Source organism: Agrobacterium sp. SUL3 (assembly GCF_001263295.1).
Lineage (GTDB): Bacteria > Pseudomonadota > Alphaproteobacteria > Rhizobiales > Rhizobiaceae > Agrobacterium > Agrobacterium tomkonis.
Window position 1 is genome coordinate 21,507 of the sequence record NZ_KQ414503.1, and the last position, 21,736, is coordinate 43,242.

General features: G+C 58.5%; 19 protein-coding genes. 9 read left to right on the top strand and 10 right to left on the bottom strand.

Annotated features, from left to right (window positions below):
- Positions 1 to 63 precede the first annotated feature (63 nt).
- The 6 genes from ertD to AKG12_RS12890 all read left to right on the top strand — a co-directional run bounded on the left by ertD (position 64) and on the right by AKG12_RS12890 (position 8,657).
- Complete coding sequence (ertD, locus tag AKG12_RS12865) at positions 64 to 1,446, top strand: hydantoin-5-propionate amidohydrolase (protein WP_052819098.1); 1,383 nt, start codon at positions 64 to 66, stop codon at positions 1,444 to 1,446.
- Complete coding sequence (locus tag AKG12_RS12870; RefSeq protein WP_052819099.1) at positions 1,446 to 2,684, top strand: Zn-dependent hydrolase; 1,239 nt, start codon at positions 1,446 to 1,448, stop codon at positions 2,682 to 2,684. The genes ertD and AKG12_RS12870 overlap by 1 nt, the downstream gene beginning before the upstream one ends.
- A gap of 2 nt (positions 2,685 to 2,686) precedes the next feature.
- On the top strand, positions 2,687 to 3,778 hold the full coding sequence (gene ertC, locus AKG12_RS12875) for a thiohydantoin desulfurase (RefSeq protein ID WP_052819100.1): 1,092 nt from the start codon (positions 2,687 to 2,689) through the stop codon (positions 3,776 to 3,778).
- Positions 3,779 to 3,780: 2 nt separating this feature from the next.
- Entirely contained in the window at positions 3,781 to 5,439 is a 1,659-nt protein-coding gene (gene ertB / locus AKG12_RS12880; RefSeq protein ID WP_052819101.1) for a thiourocanate hydratase, read from the top strand.
- A 103-nt stretch (positions 5,440 to 5,542) separates the two neighbouring features.
- Positions 5,543 to 6,850, top strand: coding sequence for an MFS transporter (locus AKG12_RS12885; RefSeq protein ID WP_052819102.1), 1,308 nt, complete (start codon positions 5,543 to 5,545; stop codon positions 6,848 to 6,850).
- A 142-nt stretch (positions 6,851 to 6,992) separates the two neighbouring features.
- A complete protein-coding gene (locus AKG12_RS12890) occupies positions 6,993 to 8,657 on the top strand; it encodes an HAL/PAL/TAL family ammonia-lyase (RefSeq protein WP_052819103.1) in 1,665 nt (554 codons plus the stop codon).
- A 295-nt stretch (positions 8,658 to 8,952) separates the two neighbouring features.
- Here the strand turns inward: AKG12_RS12890 and AKG12_RS12900 are convergent, their stop codons facing one another.
- From AKG12_RS12900 to AKG12_RS12945, 10 genes are all read right to left on the bottom strand, one after another.
- A complete protein-coding gene (locus AKG12_RS12900) occupies positions 8,953 to 9,927 on the bottom strand; it encodes a DUF4432 family protein (RefSeq protein WP_052819105.1) in 975 nt (324 codons plus the stop codon).
- A gap of 15 nt (positions 9,928 to 9,942) precedes the next feature.
- Entirely contained in the window at positions 9,943 to 10,269 is a 327-nt protein-coding gene (locus tag AKG12_RS31390; RefSeq protein WP_498752664.1) for an NUDIX hydrolase, read from the bottom strand.
- A 356-nt stretch (positions 10,270 to 10,625) separates the two neighbouring features.
- Positions 10,626 to 11,438 carry an inositol monophosphatase family protein gene (locus tag AKG12_RS12910; RefSeq protein ID WP_285277736.1) on the bottom strand — a complete coding sequence of 271 codons (813 nt, stop codon included), beginning with the start codon at positions 11,436 to 11,438 and terminating at the stop codon, positions 10,626 to 10,628.
- Positions 11,431 to 12,231 (bottom strand): glycerophosphodiester phosphodiesterase, encoded by an 801-nt coding sequence (locus tag AKG12_RS12915; protein WP_052819108.1) that lies wholly within the window; start codon positions 12,229 to 12,231, stop codon positions 11,431 to 11,433. The genes AKG12_RS12910 and AKG12_RS12915 overlap by 8 nt, the downstream gene beginning before the upstream one ends.
- A 17-nt stretch (positions 12,232 to 12,248) precedes the next feature.
- Entirely contained in the window at positions 12,249 to 13,115 is an 867-nt protein-coding gene (locus AKG12_RS12920; protein ID WP_052819109.1) for an ABC transporter permease, read from the bottom strand.
- 1 nt (position 13,116) lies between these two features.
- The gene (locus AKG12_RS12925) at positions 13,117 to 14,034 is read right to left on the bottom strand and encodes an ABC transporter permease (RefSeq protein ID WP_046802216.1); all 918 of its coding nucleotides are present in this window, start codon (positions 14,032 to 14,034) and stop codon (positions 13,117 to 13,119) included.
- Entirely contained in the window at positions 14,031 to 15,050 is a 1,020-nt protein-coding gene (locus AKG12_RS12930; RefSeq protein WP_052819110.1) for an oligopeptide/dipeptide ABC transporter ATP-binding protein, read from the bottom strand. The genes AKG12_RS12925 and AKG12_RS12930 overlap by 4 nt, the downstream gene beginning before the upstream one ends.
- Complete coding sequence (locus AKG12_RS12935; RefSeq protein ID WP_052819111.1) at positions 15,047 to 15,994, bottom strand: ABC transporter ATP-binding protein; 948 nt, start codon at positions 15,992 to 15,994, stop codon at positions 15,047 to 15,049. Before AKG12_RS12935 ends, AKG12_RS12930 begins: the two co-directional genes overlap by 4 nt.
- 59 nt (positions 15,995 to 16,053) lie before the next feature.
- Positions 16,054 to 17,619 carry an ABC transporter substrate-binding protein gene (locus AKG12_RS12940; RefSeq protein ID WP_052819112.1) on the bottom strand — a complete coding sequence of 522 codons (1,566 nt, stop codon included), beginning with the start codon at positions 17,617 to 17,619 and terminating at the stop codon, positions 16,054 to 16,056.
- A gap of 42 nt (positions 17,620 to 17,661) precedes the next feature.
- The gene (locus tag AKG12_RS12945; RefSeq protein ID WP_156316047.1) at positions 17,662 to 18,453 is read right to left on the bottom strand and encodes a DeoR/GlpR family DNA-binding transcription regulator; all 792 of its coding nucleotides are present in this window, start codon (positions 18,451 to 18,453) and stop codon (positions 17,662 to 17,664) included.
- Between the two features lie 632 nt (positions 18,454 to 19,085).
- Here AKG12_RS12945 and AKG12_RS12950 point away from each other — a divergent pair.
- The 3 genes from AKG12_RS12950 (at position 19,086) to AKG12_RS12960 (ending at position 21,610) form a co-directional block, all read left to right on the top strand.
- Complete coding sequence (locus AKG12_RS12950; protein WP_052819114.1) at positions 19,086 to 19,370, top strand: YMGG-like glycine zipper-containing protein; 285 nt, start codon at positions 19,086 to 19,088, stop codon at positions 19,368 to 19,370.
- A 214-nt stretch (positions 19,371 to 19,584) separates the two neighbouring features.
- Positions 19,585 to 20,259: a response regulator transcription factor gene (locus AKG12_RS12955; protein WP_052819115.1), complete on the top strand. Its 675-nt coding sequence runs from the start codon at positions 19,585 to 19,587 to the stop codon at positions 20,257 to 20,259.
- A gap of 1 nt (position 20,260) precedes the next feature.
- A complete protein-coding gene (locus AKG12_RS12960) occupies positions 20,261 to 21,610 on the top strand; it encodes a sensor histidine kinase (RefSeq protein ID WP_052819116.1) in 1,350 nt (449 codons plus the stop codon).
- The last annotated feature ends 126 nt before the right edge of the window (positions 21,611 to 21,736 follow it).

The following is a 21,736-nucleotide window of genomic DNA, read 5'->3' on the forward strand; positions in this document are numbered from 1 at the left end:
GGATTTTGGGATATACCACTAATTTTATTGTGCCTCATAGTCGAAATATGACAGGAGGACGACATGGCGGATTTCGATACGGTTTTGGCGGGGCGGATCATTCTGACCGACCGCGAGATTTCTCGAGGTTTCGTGGCCATTCGCGAGGGGAAAACGGCACTCATCGGAGAAGGCCCCGCGCCGGCTGGAAGAGAAAATCATGATTTCGGCACCGGCATCCTATTGCCTGGTGCCATAGATGCGCAGGTGCATTCGCTGTCGCAGAAGGGGGCCGAGGGTTTTGCAGCCTCGACCCGTGCGGCGGCGGCGGGCGGCGTCACGACAATCGTTGACATGCCCTATGATGAGGGCAATCTTGTGTGTTCCGCCGAGGCTGTCAGGCGCAAGGTCGCGATGATCGACGCGGAGGCGCGCATCGATGTTGCACTTTATGGCACTGTCGATCCGCAAGAGGGTTCCGCCCGCATTGCCGAACAGGCGGCGGCGGGAGTTTGCGCCTACAAGTTCTCGACCTTCGGCACGGATCCCCAACGCTTTCCGCGTATCCCACCCGCGCTGCTTCGCGCCTGTTTTGCCGAGATTGCAAAGACCGGGCTTGCCGCAGGCGTGCACAATGAGGATGACGCCTATGTCCGCGCCGCGATTTCCGAGGTCGAGGCATCCGGTATAACCGACTGGCGTGCGCACGGCCTGTCGCGTCCCGAACTGGCTGAGACGCTGGCGATGCTGCAGATTTACGAAACCGGTGCCGAGACAGATTGCCCGGCACATGTCGTCCATTGCTCCGTCAGCCGCGGCTACGAAATCGCCGAGATGTACCGCAGGAACGGCCGGTATTCCTCCGTCGAATGCTGCATTCACTACCTTGTTCTGGATGAGGAGAACGACGTCGCGCGGCTTGGCGGCAAGGCCAAGATCAACCCGCCCATACGCGCCCGAAAAGAAGTGGAGGCGATCTGGCGTCATCTGGCCGAAGGGCGGGTGTCGATGGTGTCTACCGACCATGTCAGCTGGAGCGAGGACCGCAAGACCAATCCCGATATGCTGAAAAATGCCTCCGGTGTCCCGGGGCTGGAGGTCATGGTGCCGCTTTTCGTCAAGGGCGCGATCGCGCGCGGTGTACCGCTGGTGTGGGCGGCCCGGCTGATGGCCGAAAATCCGGCCCGGCATTTTCGTCTGGATCACCAGAAAGGCGGGTTGCAGGTCGGGCGTGACGCTGACGTCATGGTGCTCGTCGATCGGCCCGTGGTGTATGACGCAGCCAGCAGTCCTCACTCCATTGCGGGGTGGTCGCCTTATCACGGCATGGAACTGCCCTGGACGGTCGCAGCCACGTGGCGGCGAGGCGAGATGGTCTTCGACGGGGAAAATGTGCTGGCTGCGCCGGGAACCGGTATTTTTGTGCGGCCGCCCGAAACGCTTGGTCTGCGCGAGGTGCTGTTGTGATGCGCCGCAATCTCGACGCGTCGATAAAGGACATAGAAACGGATCTCGACGCGCTGGCGCAGATTACCGATCCGGAACGTCCCTGGACCCGCCGCGCCTTCTCGCCCCGTTTCGATGAAGGGCGCGACTATCTTCGGCGGCGTTTCCTGGGTGAAGGATTGAATGTCTGGACGGATGCGGGCGGGAACCTGATCGGCCGACGCGAAGGTATCGAGCCGCAGGTCGGGACGATCATGCTTGGTTCGCATTCCGACACTGTGCCGGACGGTGGACGTTTCGATGGCGTTGCCGGTGTCGTCGTTGCATTGGAGGTTGCACGCATTCTTTCACGGCGCGGTGTTGCCTTGCGGCATAACCTTGCCGTCGTCGATTTTCTTGCTGAAGAAGTCTCCATTTTCGGGGTTTCCTGTATCGGTTCGCGAGCAATGGCGGGCGTTCTGCCACAGGACTGGCTGAGGCGTATCAGCGACGGGCGCGATCTGGCGACGGCCATACGTGATGTGGGCGGCAAGCCGGAAAGTCTTGGAGCTCCCTTGGCTGATGACCTGAAGGCCTTTCTGGAACTGCACATCGAGCAGGGTCCGGTTCTAGAACAGCAAAAGATTGCACTCGGGGTGGTGACAGCCATTGTCGGCATCAATCGCGTCGAGATCGAGGTGACGGGTCGTCCCGATCATGCCGGCACGACCCCGATGGGGTTGCGTGCGGATGCCCTCGTCGCTGCGGCGCGGATCGTGCGTGAGATCGAGCGGTACGCGACGGAGCTTTCCGGTGGTTCCGGGCATTTTACCGCAACTGTGGGCGAGTTCGAAATCTCCCCCAACGCCGCCAATGTGGTTCCGGGCCGCGTCCGCATGCTGGTTGATATCCGCGCCGAGCGGGCCGAGGACAAGGAAGCATTCGTATCCTGGCTGACCGGACTTAACGCGGACGGTGGAAACACAATCGAGGCACGGCTGATTTCCGGCAATCCCGGCGTGCAGATGGATGATGGATTGCAGGAGATGCTGGCAAAGGCCGCCGACGGGCTGGACACGCCCTATCGAAAGATGGTGTCGGGTGCAGGCCATGACGCGGCATTCATGACACGGCTGTGTCCTTCGGCGATGCTCTTCATCCCTTGCCGCGACGGCCGTTCCCATTGCCCGGAAGAATGGGCCGATGCAGCCGATCTCGCTTTGGCGGCTGAAGTTCTGGCGAACACGATTATGGAATTGGACAGAAAAAGGGAGGGCTGAAAGTGGCCAGAATTCTGACGGAGAAGGATGTGGAACCCGCGGTGCGGGGAGGCGCGGTCTATGCGGCTGGCGGTGGCGGCTGGGTCCACCATGGACGGATGCTGGGCTATGCCGCAGTGAACGCCGGTGCGCCTGAACTCGTCTCGATCGACGAATTGAACGAAGATGACTGGGTGGCGACGGCTGCCGCCATCGGCGCGCCGGCCTCCACGACGCCCTGGGAAATGCGGGGCGTGGATTATGTCAAGGCCGTGCAGCTTTTGCAGAACGCGCTTGGTGCAAAGGTCGCGGCCCTGATGATCGGGCAGAACGGCAAGTCCTCGACCCTCAACGCATGGCTGCCTTCGGCTATCCTTGGCTGCAAGGTGCTGGACGCGGTGGGTGACATGCGCGCCCATCCGACCGGCGACATGGGGGCAATCGGCATGGCCGGAAAACCGGACCAGTCGATCCAGACGGCCGTCGGCGGAAATCGCGATCAGAACCGCTATATCGAGCTTGTAACGCGCGGCGCAACCGGCCGGATCTCTCCCATCCTGCGCACGGCCTCCGACATGTCGGGCGGTTTCATCGCCTCGGCCCGCAACCCGGTTCGCGCCGGCTACGTCGCGAAAAATGCCGCGCTCGGCGGAATTTCCAAGGCGCTGGAGCTTGGTCACGCAATCCTCGCCGCCGAGCCTCGAGGGCATGCGGCAATCCTCGACGCGATCCTTGCGACCACGGGCGGCAGGATCATGATTGAAGGAGAGATCACGGCGAAGGATGTCGTTTATACGAATGAGGCTTTCGACGTTGGTACGGTCACCATCGGCAGGGGCGATGCGGCGCTGACTCTGCATGTGATGAACGAATACATGGCGGTCGATGCGGTCGATGGTCGCCGCCTCGCAACCTTTCCGGATGTCATCACCACATTGTCGCAGGAGATCGAGCCGCTGTCTGTCGGTGAGCTGAAGGTCGGCATGAAGATCCATCTGTTGCATGTCCCGAAGACCCTCATTCCGATCGGCGCGGGCCTGATGGACCCGGCGATCTATGTCCACCCCGAAAAGGTCATGGGCATCAACCTGACCGACTACGCATTGGAGGCCTGAAGATGCCGAGAGAAAATCCCCGTAATCCGGGCTTCCCGATCCCTTCAGGCCCGGACCTTCGCGCGAAGGGCTGGCGGCAGGAAGCCCTGTTGCGCCTCATGGAAAACGTGCTGGCTGTCGGTGAAGACCCTGAAAATCTCGTCGTCTACGCAGCACTCGGGAAGGCGGCCCGCAACAAGGCCGCATATGATGCCATCGTACGCGCATTGACGACCATGGATGAGGATCAGACACTCGTCATTCAGTCGGGAAAGCCGGTCGGGTTGATGAAGACTTCGACCGAGGCTCCGATGGTCATCATGGCCAATTGCAACATGGTCGGCCAATGGGCCAAGGCCGAGAATTTTTATGCTCTCGAACGCAAGGGCCTCATATGCTGGGGCGGCCTGACTGCGGGAGCATGGCAATATATCGGCTCGCAGGGCGTCATTCAGGGCACCTATGAAATCTTCATGCGCATTGCCGAACGCCGCTTCGGCGGTACGCTGAACGGGCGTTTCGTATTGACCGCGGGCCTTGGCGGCATGGGAGGTGCGCAGCCGCTTGCAGGCCGCATGGCGGGTGCGGCCATCCTGTGCGTGGAGATCAATCCGGAACGGGCCCGCACCCGCAAGGATATCGGCTATCTGGACGAGATCGCCAATGATCTCGATAGCGCACTCGCACGGATTGAAGAGGCACGCGCAAAGGGTGAGGCGCTGTCCGTCGGACTTGTCGGCAATGCAGCGGAAATCTATCCCGAAATAGCTGCGCGGGGGATCATTCCGGATATCGTGACCGACCAGACCTCCGCCCACGATCTCGTTTATGGTTATATTCCAATCGGTTACGATCTGGACCGCGTACGCCGCCTGCGCAGCCAGAACCCGGATGAGCTGATCGAGGCCGGCAGGGCGTCGATTGCCAAACAGGTAACAGCCATGCTCGAATTCCAGCGGGCCGGCTCGGAGGTTTTCGACAATGGCAACCTGATCCGCACGCAGGCGCAGGCCGGTGGCGTTGCTGATGCCTTCGACATTCCGGTCTTCACCGAGGCTTATCTGCGCCCGCTGTTTTGCCGGGCGATTGGTCCCTTCCGCTGGATGGCCCTGTCGGGCGACGCCTCGGACATTGCGCGGATAGACGAGCTGGTGCTGGAGATGTTTCCGGACAACAAGATCGTCACCAACTGGATTTCGCTGGCGCGCAAGCACGTTCCGTTCGAGGGGTTGCCGGCACGCATCGCCTGGCTCGGCCATGGCGAACGGAGCGCACTCGCACGTCGGGTCAACGCTCTGGTCGCTTCGGGCGAATTGAAGGGGCCGGTCGCCTTCTCTCGCGATCACCTCGATTCAGCGGGCATGGCGCATCCGAACATCATGACGGAGAACATGCTCGACGGTTCGGACGCCATCGCCGACTGGCCGCTTCTCGACGCGATGTTGCTCTGCGCTTCGCGCGCCGACCTTGTCGCACTTCATTCCGGCGGCGGGGGTTATGCGGGCTTCATGACCTCGGCAGGGGTCACGATCGTTGCTGATGGAACCAACGCGGCCGACGACCGGCTTTCGCAATCACTCGACAATGATACCGGGCTCGGCGTCATCCGTTACGCGGATGCGGGCTATGCCGAGGCGCAGGATGAAATTGCCAGCAAGGGCATAAATCACGTGCAGATCTGACAGGTCAAAGCGAGGAGACGTCATCAATCGCCACGAAGGGCGGAAAATTACGATCACTAATCAACACCGCCTGCCGTCGCTGGCAGGCCAAGAGGGGACAATAATGGAAAAAACATATCAAAATTTGTCAGTGACACCGGCCAGACGGTCATCACCGGAGCGCGCCGTTGCGGCAGCATCGATAGGCAACGCCCTGGAGTGGTATGACTTCACCGTCTATGCGCTGTTTGCAATCTACATCGCCCATAATTTCTTTCCCGGCGGCGATCACACGGTCGAACTCGTGAAAGCCTTTCTCGCCTTTGGGCTAGGCTTCGTGATCCGCCCCCTGGGAGCCATCGTGATCGGGGTCTATGGCGACAAGGCCGGCCGAAAGGCCGCACTGTTCCTGACCATCATGATCATGGCGGCGGGCACCCTGCTGATCGCGGTGGCGCCGACCTATGCCGCGATTGGTGTGGGAGCGCCGCTCATGATCCTTGCCGGACGAGTCCTTCAGGGCTTCTCCGCGGGTGGAGAAATTGGCGGAGCAGCCGCCTTTCTTGTTGAACATGCGCCCGCCGACAAAAAAGGCAAATATGCTTCCTGGCTCCAGGCAAGCATGGCGATTTCCAACATCATGGGTGCACTCGTCGCCTTTGCGGTTACCTCGCTTCTGACGGAGCAGGAGATCGGCGACTGGGGCTGGCGGATCCCATTCTTCATTGGCGTATTGATCGCGCCGGTGGGCCTGTGGCTGCGCAAGACGCTGGACGAAACGCCGGCTTTTCAGGCCGAACAGGCAAGTCTGGAGAACCAGTCCGCCAAAACACCCCTGAAGCTCGTCTTCTCGGACTATTTCGGCCATCTGTTCAAAGGCTTCGCTTTCTCGATCCTGTGGGCGGTTTGCGTCTATGTGCTGATCATCTACATGCCGATCTTCGTTCAGCGTGCTTTCGGTTTCAGCCCTTCGGAGGCGTTTACGGCATCGCTGATTGGCAACGTCTTCCTCGCGGTCGGCTGCGTCAGCGCCGGCAGCATTTCGGACAGGATCGGTCGGCGCGTGATGCTTGCCATTGCCGCCGGCGCAATGCTGGTCGCTGTCTATCCCCTGATCTGGTGGCTGCAATCTTCACCGACGCTGACGACGCTCATCATCGTGCAAAGCCTCTTCTGCATCATGGTCTCGGGATATGTCGGGGTCGCGCCCGCAACCCTGTCTGAGGTTTTCCCGACGAATATCCGCACCACCGGCATGTCATTGGCTTACAATGCCGCCGTAACGATCTTCGGAGGATTTGCCCCGGCGACGCTGACCTGGCTTGGCAGCACGGGCATCGGTTATCACGCGCCCGGATTTTACGTCATGGCCGCGGCGTTCATATCGCTGATAGCGGTTCTGATCCTGCCGAAGCCGTATTCCACGAACTAAAGGAGATGGGCCGCTCAAGGCCCAGCTCCCCCAATTGCTCCACCCGTCATGTCTGGAAGTTTCCAGTCGAAGCGAAGCCGTGTCGACGCCGGACAGTGCTGCAAACATGACGGCATAATAATAACCAACTCAAGGGAACATCATGTCTGTTAAAAACGGGACTATTCATCGCCTCTCCATTGTCACAGCTTTTGCGATCGCCGGGCTTGCTGCTTCAAACGCACGGGCGGAACATTGGTCCATCGACGGTCAAAACCTGACCGTGGAACAGGTCGTCGGCCTGGCGCGGGATGACAGCGCCAAAATTACTCTCACCGAAAGCGCGGACAAACGGATCGCCGAAGGCTTCGATCTGGTGATGGAGGCCGCCCTGCAAGGCAAGGCGGTCTACGGCCTGACGGTCGGCGTTGGCTGGAACAAGGATCGCCCAGTTTTCGCAATGAAGGACGGCAAGCGCGTGCTGGACGACGATTTGCTGAAACTGTCACGCGCTTTCAATTCGACGTCTCTGCGCGCTCATGGCGCAGGCGTCGGAGAGCCGATGGCGGTCGAGACCGTGAGGGCGGGTATGGCGATCCGTTTAAACCAGATTGCAACCGGCCGAACCGGCGTTCAGAGCGCCGTTGCGGAAATGTATCGACAGTTCCTGGAGCAGGGGATCACCCCGGTGGTTCCTTCACGCGGTTCTGTTGGCGAGGCTGATATCACCCTTGCCTCCCATATCGGTCTGGCGATGGTCGGCGAGGGGGAGGTCTTCATGAAAGGCAACCGCATTCCCGCAGCGCGTGCCCTGACTGACGCCGGCATCGCTCCGCTCGAGCCGGTTGGCAAGGATTTCCTTTCGATCCTTAGTACGAATGCGCTGACCGCCGGACAGGCTGCCCTGCTGGCGCACGATACGGCGGGCTATCTCGAAAAGGAAGCCGTTGTCTTTGGTCTTGCACTGGAAGGTTTTAACGGCAATGTCGCCCCTTTCCTCGCAGCGACGAACGAGCTGCGCCCCTTTGCCGAAAACACATCCGGGGCACTGATGGTTCGCTCTGCCCTTGACGGCAGCTATCTCTGGTCGCCCGCGAAGGATCGGGCACTGCAGGACCCGCTGTCTTATCGCACCATGGCCTATGTGCTTGGCGGAGCCGAAATTGCGACGCAGGATCTGACCAGGGCGCTGGAAATCCAGATCAATCACAGTGATGACAATCCGGGCGTGGTTGCGGGAGCCTCGGACGACAAGGCTTCCGGACAGGTCTCCCAGTATTTTATCGAGGGCGAAATATCGGGAGCGATCTATCCTAGTGCGGGTTTTGAGATGCTGCCGGTGGCCTCGAGGGTTGAGGCTCTGAACACGGCGCTGGTGCGTCTGTCACAGGCCATTACGATGCAGACGATCCGCTTCGAAAACCCTGACATGACGCATCTTTCGCGGTTCCTTGCTGCTGAAACCAATCAGGGACATGCATTTGGCGCGATCCAGAAACCACTCGTCGCGCTTCTGGCCGAAAATCAGCAGATCGGCGCGCAGGCTCCCGTAGGGTCGATTGCGATGGCAGGAAATATCGAGGATCTGGACAGCCACGCACCGCTTTCGGTCACCAATCTCGGCCGAATTCTGGATAACCTCTACTGGATGTCCTCGATACAGTTGCTCCATGCAGCGCAAGCTGTTGATCTACGCAAGCCCGGGCAGTTGGGAGCGGGGACAAAAGCGCTGTTTGAAGACTATCGCCGCAATGTGCCCTTTGTGGCGGTGGACCGAATATATACCAATGATTTCAGGACGGGTTATCGCTTTCTCAAGGCCCGTTGAGCGGTTGTTATATTGGTGTTGAACAGATGAGATGACCGATGTCTTCCGCCCCGTTTCGCAAAGCAAATACTTGATGCTGCGGCACGGCCCGAAGACCTCGGCCATCCCCGCGATGATGGGCAGCGCCGATTTTGATACAAGGCAGTCTGCCGATCTATATTTCGACAGGACCTGGAGCTGGCTTTACAGAGGAATATCGGCAGATAGCTGACAGCAGGGCCCATTATCTTGTGGAGGGTTCTGGAGCCTGGAATCGAGCGGGCTGTCGCAAATATTCCAAAGCCTGCACCCCGTTTCATGAGGGGAGTAAATCTATTTGCAGCTTGTAGGTGCGGCTTTCCCCAGCATCCAGCTGACCGCCTTCGGGTGGTCGGAGATCGGATCGAGGCTCGATCCCAAGTGCGAATACGCCGGACTGATAGGCGCGCCAGGTCGCAAACTTTGGAAGCGCCACCTGATCATAGGTCAGGGAGAGGGAGAAACCACATCGCTTGTTTTCGAGAACAATTGGCGTGTCGTGCGGAGTGACGCGGCAGTCGATATGATCCACTTTTTCTCCAAAGCTGTCGTGAGGGATCGGCGGAGTCGAATTGATTTCGCAAAGCGCAGGTTCAGGCAAGCCTTTTACGATCAAGGTCTCGTCCAAGAATGGATATCCGACATTGAGGTGATAGAGGATAGCGTGTTCGGATGGTCGGAAGCTTCGGTTTGTTACCGTGTCTTCAATGAGCAATGTGGACTCGAAAATCGGCACGGTTATTTTGCGGTGCAGTTCTAGAACCTCTCCGAAAACACTTGATTGCCGCACCGTGCCCTCGCAGATGATGGTGCGTGTCCCAACCTCGACGCCAAATCTCCTCAGCCGCGACTTCTCGGACGAGATCCGGCCGTGCTGCGGCAACCGCCTGGATTTGAGATTTGGATATCCGTAATGCGTGACATCGGAGTCATGAGGCCTGCTGTACTGGTCCAGACCGCATGTCACCATGAAGCCATCGAAATTGCGGAAAAAGCCCAACCCCTCTTCTGAATCCGGGTCATGTGGCGAGAATGGCATCTGGTTGGAAGAGTGCCAGCCTACATTCACCCCCTTGAACGACAGCGATGACACGTCGAAACCACGATCGACCGCGATCTCGAAGCCGATACCGGCGGCATTTCTGGCAATGATAAGACGCTGTCCTCTGCCCGGGCCATCTTCCATTGTTAAAAGCCGTGCGTCGGCAACCGAACGGAAATCTGCGGTTCGGCGGAGCAAATCCATGTCCATCAATTGATCCTCATTTTACGGCTCGGAGCGCTGATACGTGGCCGGCAACGCCAGGGTTTCAAGTTTTGAGATCAAGCAACGAAGCTCCGGTTCCCTTACGGAAGAGGCTGCGGCCGCCGGCGTGAACCAGCTCAGTCTGCGTTCGTCCTTTTCGGGATAATCGCTCTCGAGCCCTTGCACATCGAGCAAATGGACCTGGACCATCGCAGGGACAAGATTTCCGTCATCCAGCCTCTTAAGATAGGTGTAATGACCCCATGCCTTTTTCTGGACACGGCCTCTCACTCCGGCTTCCTCCCAGGCCTCGGTGCAGGCAACTTGGTGGGGCTTCTTCTTCCCCATAGGCCATCCCTTTGGGACGACCCAACGGCCGCTGTCTCTGCTCGTTATCAGCAGGACTTCGATCGCTCCGTCTTGCTCAGGTATGCGTCGAAAGCAAATTGCAGCATATTGCGTCCTGACATCACCCTTCGGCAGCTTGCCGTCTACTGGTGCTGAAACTTCGGTAGTTTTGTGTGCCAAGTCGATAGCCTTTCACACTCCTGTCATGCACGTCGGCTATAGGATTGGTGGATCAAGAGTGCTGAATATCTCGATTATTCAGCGGCTTGACTGACGAGATGCTTGAAGGTTTTTTCCGATTGTAAGGAGCGTCGCACCGGCTTGCGCGGCGCCCGTTGGTAAAAGGCGATTGAGGGTCAGGCAGCCGCCGAAAGGTTGTTCAGCACCGGCTTTACTCGATTGAGAAACTCCTTGGAGCCGCACACGAAACGAAGTTTCTGCGGTAACTCCGTATTGTCCCAATCGATCGTGTGAGTGACGCCCAGTCCCGCGAGGATTGGCAATGCCGCCATGACGTCCCATGTGGAGTCACCGACAGAAACGTACCCATCTGTCTCACCCATCATCACTTCGATCAACGAGAGCGTTGCGGACCCCGTGAAGCGGAAGCTTATGCGCAGGTCATCCGAGATGAACCGGATGACCTCCAGCCTGTCAGCCGTCGAGACCGATGGATGAATGCTGAAGCCTGTCGATGCGCGAGACATGTCGAGCGCGGGCAGGGGACCGAGAGGCTTTCCATTGAGCTGCGGTACGATGGCGTGACCACCGATCAACAGAAGGTCGCGTGCAGGAGCGAAAATAACGCCGAAGGCGGGACGCCGGTTCTCGAAAAGCCCGATTGAGACAGCCCAGTTCTGGGCGCCGCGGACATAGTTGAACGTGCCGTCAATCGGATCGATGACCCAGATGCGACCCGAAGTGCCGGTGATCTCGCCGCCCTCTTCTCCGAAGACTCCATCATCTGGAAAAGCTTGCCGAAGCCTCGCGACAATCAGGGCTTCGACCTGCTTGTCGGCTTCGGTGACCAGGTCGAGGTGCCCCTTCTTCTCGACCGGCAAGGTGGCCAGTTTTTTGAAGTGGTATAGAGCCAGGTTTCCAGCTTCCCGCGCAATGTCCTCGACAATGCGCGCCTGATCCGAAGAGACTGTTGTGTTTACCTTATCCACGCGCCTGATCCCGCAACCGTGCGATCTGTGCGACATCGTCACCGAGAAGCTGATCGAGCTGACCTTCACGGACCCACTGCACAAGTTGAGATTCGACGTCCACGCCATACGTCATCAATTTTTCATGGTGGCCGGCTGGCAGATAGCAGAAGGCCGCAAAGCCCTCTTCATGCAGCTGGCGCGCCTCGCCGCTGGCAAAATGATAGACTTCGATATTCATGGCATCGAGATTGGCCTGGCGAGCAAGCGACGCAGGATCGATAAGGCGGGAGTGCATCAGGCCGACTGTCGGAACCTCCGGGATGGCTTTCTTGACGTCCCTCAGCTGCACATAATCGAAGGAAGAGAACTGCAACAGGTCGGCGGCACCAAGCTCATCGATCAATGCGCGCAGCTTCGGGAAAAACACGCCGTTCTGGTCGTAGATCTTGAGTTCTAGCTGATAGATGATGCCAAGCTCGCGTGCGAGTATCAGCGCATCACGCAGCCGCGGTACCTGCTCACCTGAAAACTCGTCACTGAACCAGCTGCCGGCATCAAGCTTCGCCAGCTCAGCATAGGTCATTTTCTGGACGATGCCGTGGCCATTCGTCGTGCGATCAACCGTCTTGTCGTGCATCAGAACGAGCTCGCCATCGCTGGTGATGGAGAGGTCGGTCTCGCAGGTCGTAAGCGGGCCGCCATACTCGAAAGCCTTGCGAAACGCGACCAGCGTATTTTCCGGGGCGCCGGCGCTGTGGCCGCGGTGACCACCGATGCGCATGTTCTCAATCGTCATTCGAAGCGGATTCATAGTCTTTTCCTTCTGAGTTAACGGAGGCGCGCGTCGAAGCGATCGCGCAGATAGTCGCCAAGCAGGCTGATGGAGAGCGTCGTCAGGACAATCACGGCGCCGGGGAATGCGGCGATCCACCATGCGATCGCGAGATAGTTGCGGCCGTCAGCGACCATCAGCCCAAGGCTCGTTTCCGGGGCTTGAATGCCAAGACCGAGGAAACTCAGGCCACTTTCCAGAAGGATGATTTCTGGAAAGTTCACGGTGAACTGAACGATCAGGGGGCCAGCGATGTTGGGGAGCATGTGGCGCAGATAGATGCGCATCGGAGGCACGCCGACGATACGAGCGGCTTCGGCATAGCCCTCCTCCTTCGCGCTCAGGACCAGACCGCGCGTCAGTCGCGCATAACGTTCCCAGCTGGCGAAACCGACAAGGAACACGAAGAGAATTGGGCTGGAACCAAGCAGCGCCAGAACGCCGAGCGCAATGACGATGAAAGGAACCGACGCCATGGCGTCGGCGAAGCCCATGATGGTGTTGTCCACCCAGCCACCGAAATGGGCCGCCAGCAGGCCGAGCGTGGTCCCCATGATAGCGCAAATGACGGAGCCAACCAGCGCGATCATTAACGTCATCTGTGTCGCGACGAGCAGATTGCTGACAACGTCGCGACCAAGATAGTCGGTTCCAAGAAAGTGCTCGGCCGACAGGAATGGCCTGGCAAACCGCGCGATCGGATCCTGGCTTAGGTAGTCAAAGGGCGAAATCCAGCGTGCCGTTACGCCGACGATGACGACGATCGCAATCCAGAGGCAGCATAGAGTTATGCTTGCCGGCATTTTGCGGAATGAGGCCAGCACGGAGATCGGCGCGGGATTGGAGGAGGTGATCGATGCCATGTCAGTGCTTCCTGATTTTCGGATTGAGAACCGCATAGAGAACATCGACGGTGAGGTTGATGGCCACCATGAACGCAGTGAAGAGGATGATCATGGCCTGTACGACGGGTAGATCGCCGGTGCTCGTCGCATTGACGAACCCACTTCCGAGACCCGGCCACGAGAATACCGGCTCTATGAGTGCGGATCCGCCAAGCAGACCGCCTGCGACGAAGCCGAGTGTCGTCACCATCGGGATTGCTGCATTCGGAAGGGCGTGACGCAAGATGACGTCCCAATTCGGTATGCCATCCGCACGGGCTGCCGCGATATACGGCTGACCGAGCACGTCGATCAACGTGGAGCGCATGAACCGCGCCACGGCCGCAGCGTTGAACAGCGCGAAGGTCGCTATGGGCAGGATGGCATGGTTCCAGGTTGAACTGCCGGAACTCGGCAGTACCCGAAGCCACACTGCAAACACGAAGACGAAGACCAGACCGAGCAGGAAGTTTGGAATGCTGTAGCCGAGAACAGCGCCGGCCATCACGCCCTTGTCGACAGCAGATTCACGACGCACAGCCGCAATAATGCCGACGGGAATTCCGATCAGGAGGCTCAGGAAAAAGGCCGAAACCGTCAACAGCAGGGTTTTAGGGATTCGCTCGCTGATAACGTCGAACACCTCTCGGCCATCTGCGAATGATGTCCCGAAGTCGCCATGGAATGCATTGGCGACATAGTAGAGATATTGTTCCGGGATAGAGCGGTCGAGACCCCACTTCTCGTTGAATGCGGCAAGTGCCTCCGGCCCGGCATTATCCGACAACATCGACTGCGCGGGATCACCGCTCAAGCGCAGAATGACGAAAACGATGGTAACCGTGAACACGAGAACGACGATGGCACGTATGACGCGGGCGAAAATGAAGCTGGTCATATGGCCAACTCCTTCTTCACGACGGCATCAGCCGCCGGGACGGCTTGGCGGTCAATCTCCTCTGCACGATGGCAGGCAGCTTGCTGGTTCCCGACCAGCCGCAAGGCCGGCGTTTCACTGACGCATCGGTCGATCGCGAACGGACAGCGTGCCCGAAACGCGCAACCCTTTGACGCATTGCTGGCATCGAGTTCGCCTTTGATCGGCGGTTCGATATTTCGAACCCTGGGATCCATGGTCGGCACGGAAGCCAGGAGTGCCCGCGTGTAGGGATGCCGCGGATTTTGGTAGACCGTCTTGATGTCGCCTGTCTCGACAATGCGGCCGAGATACATGACGGCGATACGGTCAACGAGATGGCGAACGATCCTCAAATCATGGGTGATGAAGACGTAAGCGAGATCCATCTCCTGCCAGAGCTCGCTCAGAAGTGCCACCACCTGGGCCTGCACCGAAACATCGAGCGCCGAAACAGCCTCGTCAAAAACGACCAGCTTTGGATCAAGGATCAGCGCGCGTGCGATGACGACGCGCTGGCGCTGACCGCCTGACATCTGGTGTGGGTAGCGGTTCATCATCGCTCCGGAGAGGCCGACACGTTCCAGCATCGCGGCTGCCCGCCGATAGGCCTCTTCCCGACCACAGACATGATGAACGATCAGGCCTTCGGCGACCTGCTGGCCGATCATCATTTGCGGGTTAAGCGCCGCGAGCGGGTTCTGCTGTACGAGGGAGGTGCGAACACGGAAATTCCTCCAGTCCGCCTTCGTCCGGTCTTTGTGGTTTACGCCGTCAAACCATACATCGCCGCTGGTTGGGGGTGTCAGACCGAGGAGCAGTCGGCCAAGTGTTGACTTGCCGCTGCCGGATTCGCCGACAACACCGATGCGTTCCCGAGCCGACAGTTCGAAACTGATGTGGTTCGCGGCGAGCTGCTGCGTCGGCCTGGCGAAGAAACCAGTATTGTGCCTGTAAGCCTTCGTCAGATCGTTTGTTTGAAGCAGGGGCGTCATCATGCGACCACCGGATGATAGCAGGAAGCTTCGTGTGACAGGCCGATGCTGGAGGGAGCAGGGAAGCGAGCCAGGCATTCCTCGGCCACGCGCGGACAGCGCGGATGGAAGTAACAGCCATCAGGCAGGCTCTCGAGAAGAGGAACAGAACCCGGGATTGGGATCGGTGGCTCAAGATCGGCGGGATCGATGCTCGGCATACAGTCGATCAGAGCGCGGGCATAGGGATGAGCGGGCCGCGCAAGCAGCTCCGCAATTGGAGCCGTCTCGATGATCTTGCCGCAATACATGACTGCTGCCTTGTCAGCGAGACGCGCAATCACCCCGAGATCATGGGAAACGATCATCAGGGCCATGCCAGTCTCGGCCTTCAACTCTTCGAGGAGGTGGAGGATCTGCGCCTGCATGGTGACATCGAGCGCAGTCGTTGGTTCGTCGGCGATCAGCAGTTGGGGCTTTGCCGCAAGTGCATGCGCGATCATGACGCGCTGGTTCATGCCGCCGGAGAATTGATGGGGATACGCGCGCAGACGGCTTGCGGCGCGGTCGATACCGACGCGCTCGAGAAGCCGCATGGCTTCCAGCCGGGCATCGTTGCCTTTCAGCCCCTGATGGCGATAGAGCGCCGATTCAAGGTAGCGGCCTATTGTGTGAACCGGGTTCAGGCTGCTGGTTGGGTCCTGGAATATCATTGCGATCGTCGGATCAGCGGCCCTGCCGGATTTCGTCGTATCACGTTCGAACTCGATGGAGCCCCCGGTGCGGGTGATTCCGCGCGGCAGCATGCCCGCAACGGCGTAACAGGTCATGCTCTTGCCGCAACCGGACTCCCCAACAAGACCGAGGGTCTCACCGGCATCCACACTGAAGCTGATCCCATCAATGATTTTGGTATTGCGTGCAGGGACTTCGACGACCAGATCGCGAACGGTCAAGAGCTTTGGCATTCTTTAATCTCCTTGGGGCGATGCGCACGGATGCGCATCGCCGAGGCAGCGTGTTATGATCAGCTGAAGCTGAGGTTGTTGCGAAATTCCATCATCTCAAAGCTGATGGGCTTCCACTGGACATTCTTGCGCGCCGCGTAGACGTCGAACGGCTGGTAAAGAATGACGGCCGGTGCTTCTTCCTCGAAAATGTCGCGCATGCGGCTCCAGGCGTCGAAGCGTTCCTTGCCATTCGGCATCTGGGAAACCTTGGTGCAGAGTTCGTTGAACTCGGCCGGAGCCTTCCAGCCCCAACGCTTCTGCACCTGGCCTTTCGGACCAAATTCGCAAACCATCGTCGCCCAGGCGTCCGTCATCCACTGGCCGTTCGACCAGTTGCGGATGTAGCTGTCCTGGTCTTTCGGTGCGGCGCCGGGGGCGAATACCTTCGGAACCACCGTGACGCCGATCTGCTTCCACATCTCGATCATCATCATGAGAGCGGGAACGGCATTGGCGTAGTAATTGCCCATCGTGTGGTAAGTGATGGGGGTGCCGTCGTAGCCACTTTCCTTGACCAGGCGCCTGGCTTCCTCGACGTTGTATTCCATCGCTTTGCGGTTTGGATCGAAAGATTCACCGTAGTTCGGGAAGTTGAAGCCATGAGGGATCGAAGCTTTGCTCTTCCAGAGCGATTCGACCATGATCGGGCGGTTGACCGCTAGCGCGAGGGCGCGGCGGAGCGTCTTCGACTGGAACACCTTCTGGTTCATGTTGAAGGTGAACATGTGGAAATTCTCAACGACCTTTCCGCGTGTTTCCAGGTCGGAATAGCCGTTGATGAGTTCCATGTCGTCGGGCGTGAGGGTGGTGACGATATCATATTCACCGCTGATCAGACCGGCGACACGGGCGGCTGGTTCGGCGACAAGCTGGTAGGTGATCTTTGAGGCAGTGGGTTTGATACCCCAGTAGTCGTCGTTCGGTTCGAGAACCACGCGGTCGCCAGCGATCATCTCGACGAATTTATACGGGCCTGTTCCGATCGGCTTGCTGCCGAACCCGACAGTGCCAAGGCTCTTATAATAGTCCTTCGGGACGATGCGCCCCATCCAGGAGGTAACGTATGTCTCCGTCAGATAGCTCGGCGTTTTCGTGCGCAGAATGACAGTGTATTTGTCCTCGATAACGGGCTCGTCGAAGTCGAGCGAATAGGAGCCACCAAGCGGAATGGTCTTGATTGCTTCAGGACCCCACAGGCGCTCGGACGAGAACGTGTAGGCGACGTCATCAGCGATCATTTCGACGCCGTTGTGGAACATGACCTTCTGGCGCAGCTTGAAGCGCACGGACCTGTCGTCGATGCGTTCCCAGCTTTCAGCCAGCGATGGCATCAGACCGAGACCCGTTCCCGGCGCGCCGTTCCCGAAAAAATCGCGGGCGATGAGCGTGTCGTATATCTGGTTGACGATGCGCGGTCCGACATTGCTGATCGCATTGACCGGCTCCAGCGTGGCTGGCAGCCCGTTGACGCCGATCCGAAGCTCACGGCGCTCCTGGGCAAATGCAAACTTCATGCTGGTGGTCGATGCCAGCGCCGCAACGCTTGCACCGATGATGAATTTTCTGCGGCTGGTCGAAAGCATCTAAGGTCCCCTGCTTGGCAAGATGTACGTGGAAAGGAAGGTTCACGTCGCGATGACGAACTTTTTGCGCAGCTTCTCTGGCGCCGCGTCGATGATGGTTTTCGAGCCGTTGTCGGTGACAACGATGCCGATATCTTCGATCTTGCCGACAACGGACAGGCTGCTCTTTGTGAGCTTCGAATGATCGGCAACGACAATCGTCCGGCGTGAGACCTCGATCATGACCTTCGCGATGCTTGCGTTGACGGGCTCAACGGTACAGACGAGACCGCGATCGACGTCGATCGACGCCGCATTCAAGATGAGCTTGTCGACGGTAAACTGCCGGATGAACTGCTCTGCCAGCGGTCCGCGGAAGGAATGGTTCGTGTCGGTGTATTCACCGCCAACAGAATAAATCTTGTGATCACCCTGGCGCGTCAGCTCGGCAACGATGTCGAGGCCGTTGGAGATGATCGTGAGGTTCTTTCGACCCGCGAGCATTTTCGCGACTTCCAGCGCGGTGGTGCCCGCATCGAGGAGGATCGTGTCTCCATCCGAAATCATTCCGACAACGGTGGCAGCAATTGCAGCCTTTTCATCTTGCTTCCACACCAGACGCGCGGAGTTCGTCGCATCTTGCGCTACCTGGTTGAGCCCGACTGCGCCGCCATGAGTTCTGCGAAGAAATCCCGACTCCTCAAGCTCGACCAGATCGCGACGCGCGGTCGCCACAGATATGTCAAAACGCTCAGTCAGTGTTTTGAGGTCAACGAAATTCTGCTCACGCAGAAGCTCGACGATCTTGGCCTGCCTGCCTTCTGCTTGTGTCGGTATTGGCTGGATCTCGTTCATTTTGTGATGCTTCTCGTTCATTTGTGAGCGTTATCTATCGGCCTTGGATGACACTGATATGACAAAATAGGCCCGAAAAGTAGGTATATTGTATTTTGCAAGGCACCAATTCGATGCTGCAATGCGCTTTGTCGATGAAATATGAGCGATATCGTTCATTTCTTGGGGCTGTAAAGCAATAGAAGCGGTTGAGCTCTCAAACCCGTTTGGTAGGCATTCGGTTAGTAGCTCGCGATAGCGTAGCAGCGCGGTATCCAACGCGGTCCAATCCCGTTTTTGTTGATTGCTGCCCGGACCAAATCCGGAAGGGGTAGGCTAGCAAGCTGCCGCAAGCGGTGTTGAATCGTCGTCAATCCCCGTATGAGAACGTCGGCAAGGGGCTGCGCGTAGTCATTTCGACTCACCATCCCGAAAGACAGTGAAGAACAGCGTGACGCCGGAGCCTATCGATTAGGCGGCGGCAGTCTTTGAGAGTTGCTGATCGCTGACACGCGAATTTTGCGCTTTCGACCGGCGTCAATGCAGACGCTCTCCGTAACTTCCACGTAATTTTGGGTGGCCATACGTTTCCGCCTTGGTGCGCCTCAACGGTCGACGGGCGACCGTAGCGGCGATGGATCGAAAGGACGGACATGAAAAAGATCATTTCAGGCGTACTTGTTTGCTTGACGCTGACAGCGTGCAGCCAGACGGAAAAGGGCGCCGGCATTGGTGCGGCGGGCGGCGCTATCATCGGTGGGTTGGCAAGCGGCACTTGGGAAGGCGCTGCAGTGGGAGCCGCCGCAGGTGGCGTGGGAGGGGCCGTGGTAGGCAACATCAGCGAACGTAACGACAGGAACCGCCGCGACCGCTGGGAACAACGGGACCGCCGCGACTACGGGTGCAGATATCGGGATCATTACGGTCGCTGCCGATAAGGATTGCGGCCTGGATGGTGCACATCAATGGCGAGATGGGTACCGGACGAACTTCGGTTTCTCCGGTCTCCACGTCCACGGCAGTTTCATGATGTCCCACAACCTGACGATCAGGACGACGTCACGACTGTCGAGTTTATCTGAACCAGAGCCGTAGTTTTGCTATAAAGACTATCGGGAATGATTAGTCCGAGACTTGACTGATTAGGCGACTATGAAACTTCTGCTTATCGAAGACGATCCGGAAATGACGGACGCGTTGAGGACGGCCCTCTCGCAGCATGGCATCGTGCTTGACGCTGTTGGAGATCTGGCAACGGCGCGGGAAGCAATCGCTATGGCGGATTATGATATTGTCCTTATCGACCGGCAACTGCCGGATGGTGATGGCAGTACCTTTCTCGCCGATTTGCGTCGCGCGGGATCAAATACACGATCGATCATCATCTCCGCCCTGAGGTCGACCGACGAGCGAATTTCCGGCCTCAATGACGGCGCCGATGACTATTTGCCGAAGCCGTTCGAAATTCCCGAGCTGATTGCCAGAATGAGCGCGGTGCTGAGGCGGGTGCCCACAACCAGCCCGTTCGTCCTGTCGGCAGGAAACGTCACCTATGATCGTGTTTCATGCGATGTGCATGTCAACGGCGTCCGGCTTGCGCTCACCCGCAGGGAACTGCTCATCATCGAAACTCTTCTGAGAAACCGGGGTCGCACCGTGTTGCGCTCGTCCCTTGAGGGGCAGGTCTATTCCTTTGACGATGAGATCCAGTCGAACTCGCTGGAGTCCAATATGTCTCGCCTGCGCCGAAAGCTTGGCGAAGCCGAGGCCGACATTGTTATCAAGAATATTCGTGGCATAGGCTACTACCTTCATGAGCAGAAATAGGATGACCAGCACATCCCTTCGCTGGCGCTTCACTTTTGGTTTTATTGTCCTGCAGCTCTGCGCGGTCATCGCCTCTCTCAGCCTGGTTTTTTATCTCCTTTCCGGCCTCAAGCCCGATGTGGCGATCACGTCCATCTGGCTGTCGCAGGAAATCGCAGACTCGGTCCGTCTCGAGCCGAATGGCCGGGTCCATCTGGTGCCGACGGCCAAACTTAAAGAGATCATGGAGGACGCGCCTGACCTGTGGTTCGTGGCAGATCTGGGCAAAGATATTGTCCTTGCACACGGTGCGCCTCCCGGGAAAATTTCCGACAACATGCCATTCCTGCGGACGTTCAGAAGTGTCGAGCTGCATGGTGATCTGAATGATCCCTTGAGTGTCGCCCGCATGGAACGTTTCGACACGGAGGCCGGTGAGGCAACGATTTTTGCCGGCGGTGTCTCGATGTCGCAATATGGTGTGACCGTGCTGTTGGGGAACCTTGCCATCGGCGTGCCGGCGCTGATCCTTGTCGCCATTTCCCTCATTGGCGTCCCGTTTGTCACGCGCTGGGCTTTGCGATCCTTCAGCGATCTGACCAGGCGTCTTGACAGGATCGATCTCGATACACGTGGTGCCCTGGTGGAAGAGCGTGGCTTGCCCAATGAGGTGCTTCGCCTGGTGCGCGACATCAACAGGGCGCTGCGTCGTCTCGATAGCGGCTTCGAGGCGACGGAGCGCTTCTTCGTCAACGCGGCCCATGAACTTCGAACGCCGATTGCTGTCCTGCAGGTAAGAATCGATACGCTTTCACCAGGTGCGGACAAGACACACCTGCAGACGGCCATCAAGCGACTTACAGCAATCGCGAACCAGCTTCTCGACACCGAGAAGTACCGGCAGAAGCCTCAGCAGAATGCACCTGTCGATCTCAACAGCGTTGTGTCGAAGGTGGTCGCCGACCTTGCTCCCTTGGCGATCGCCGAAGGCTACGAGATTTCGTTCGACAGCGATGCGGAAAACCTGTTCGTTCCCGGGGATGCCGAAGCTTTGGAGCGTGCATTCGTCAATCTGGTGCGTAATGCAGTGCAATACGGAGGTGGAGGAGGACAGATATCGGTCAGTATTGAGGCTGACGGCAGCGTGGCTGTTGCCGATCAGGGCTGCGGAATTGCCGGCGATAAGCAATCGCGCATATTCGAACCGTTCTACCGGATCAGCCCTCACGGCTCAGGTGCGGGCCTGGGGCTCAGCATGGTCAACGAGATCGTGACCCGTCACGGCGGCTATGTTGAGCTTTCGTCCGCTCCAGGCAACGGCAGCACATTTGCCGTGCGCTGGCGCGAGAAGCGCGTTTTCCAGCAGCGGTAGGGGCCGTCGTCTGCGCCAACGGGCAAGGCATATTCGTCCTTCGACGTTGGCTGAGCACGGGCGCGATCGCTTGATGTCTGGCGGGCAATCTCTGGCATGCCATCCACATTGCAAGCACTCTTTGCC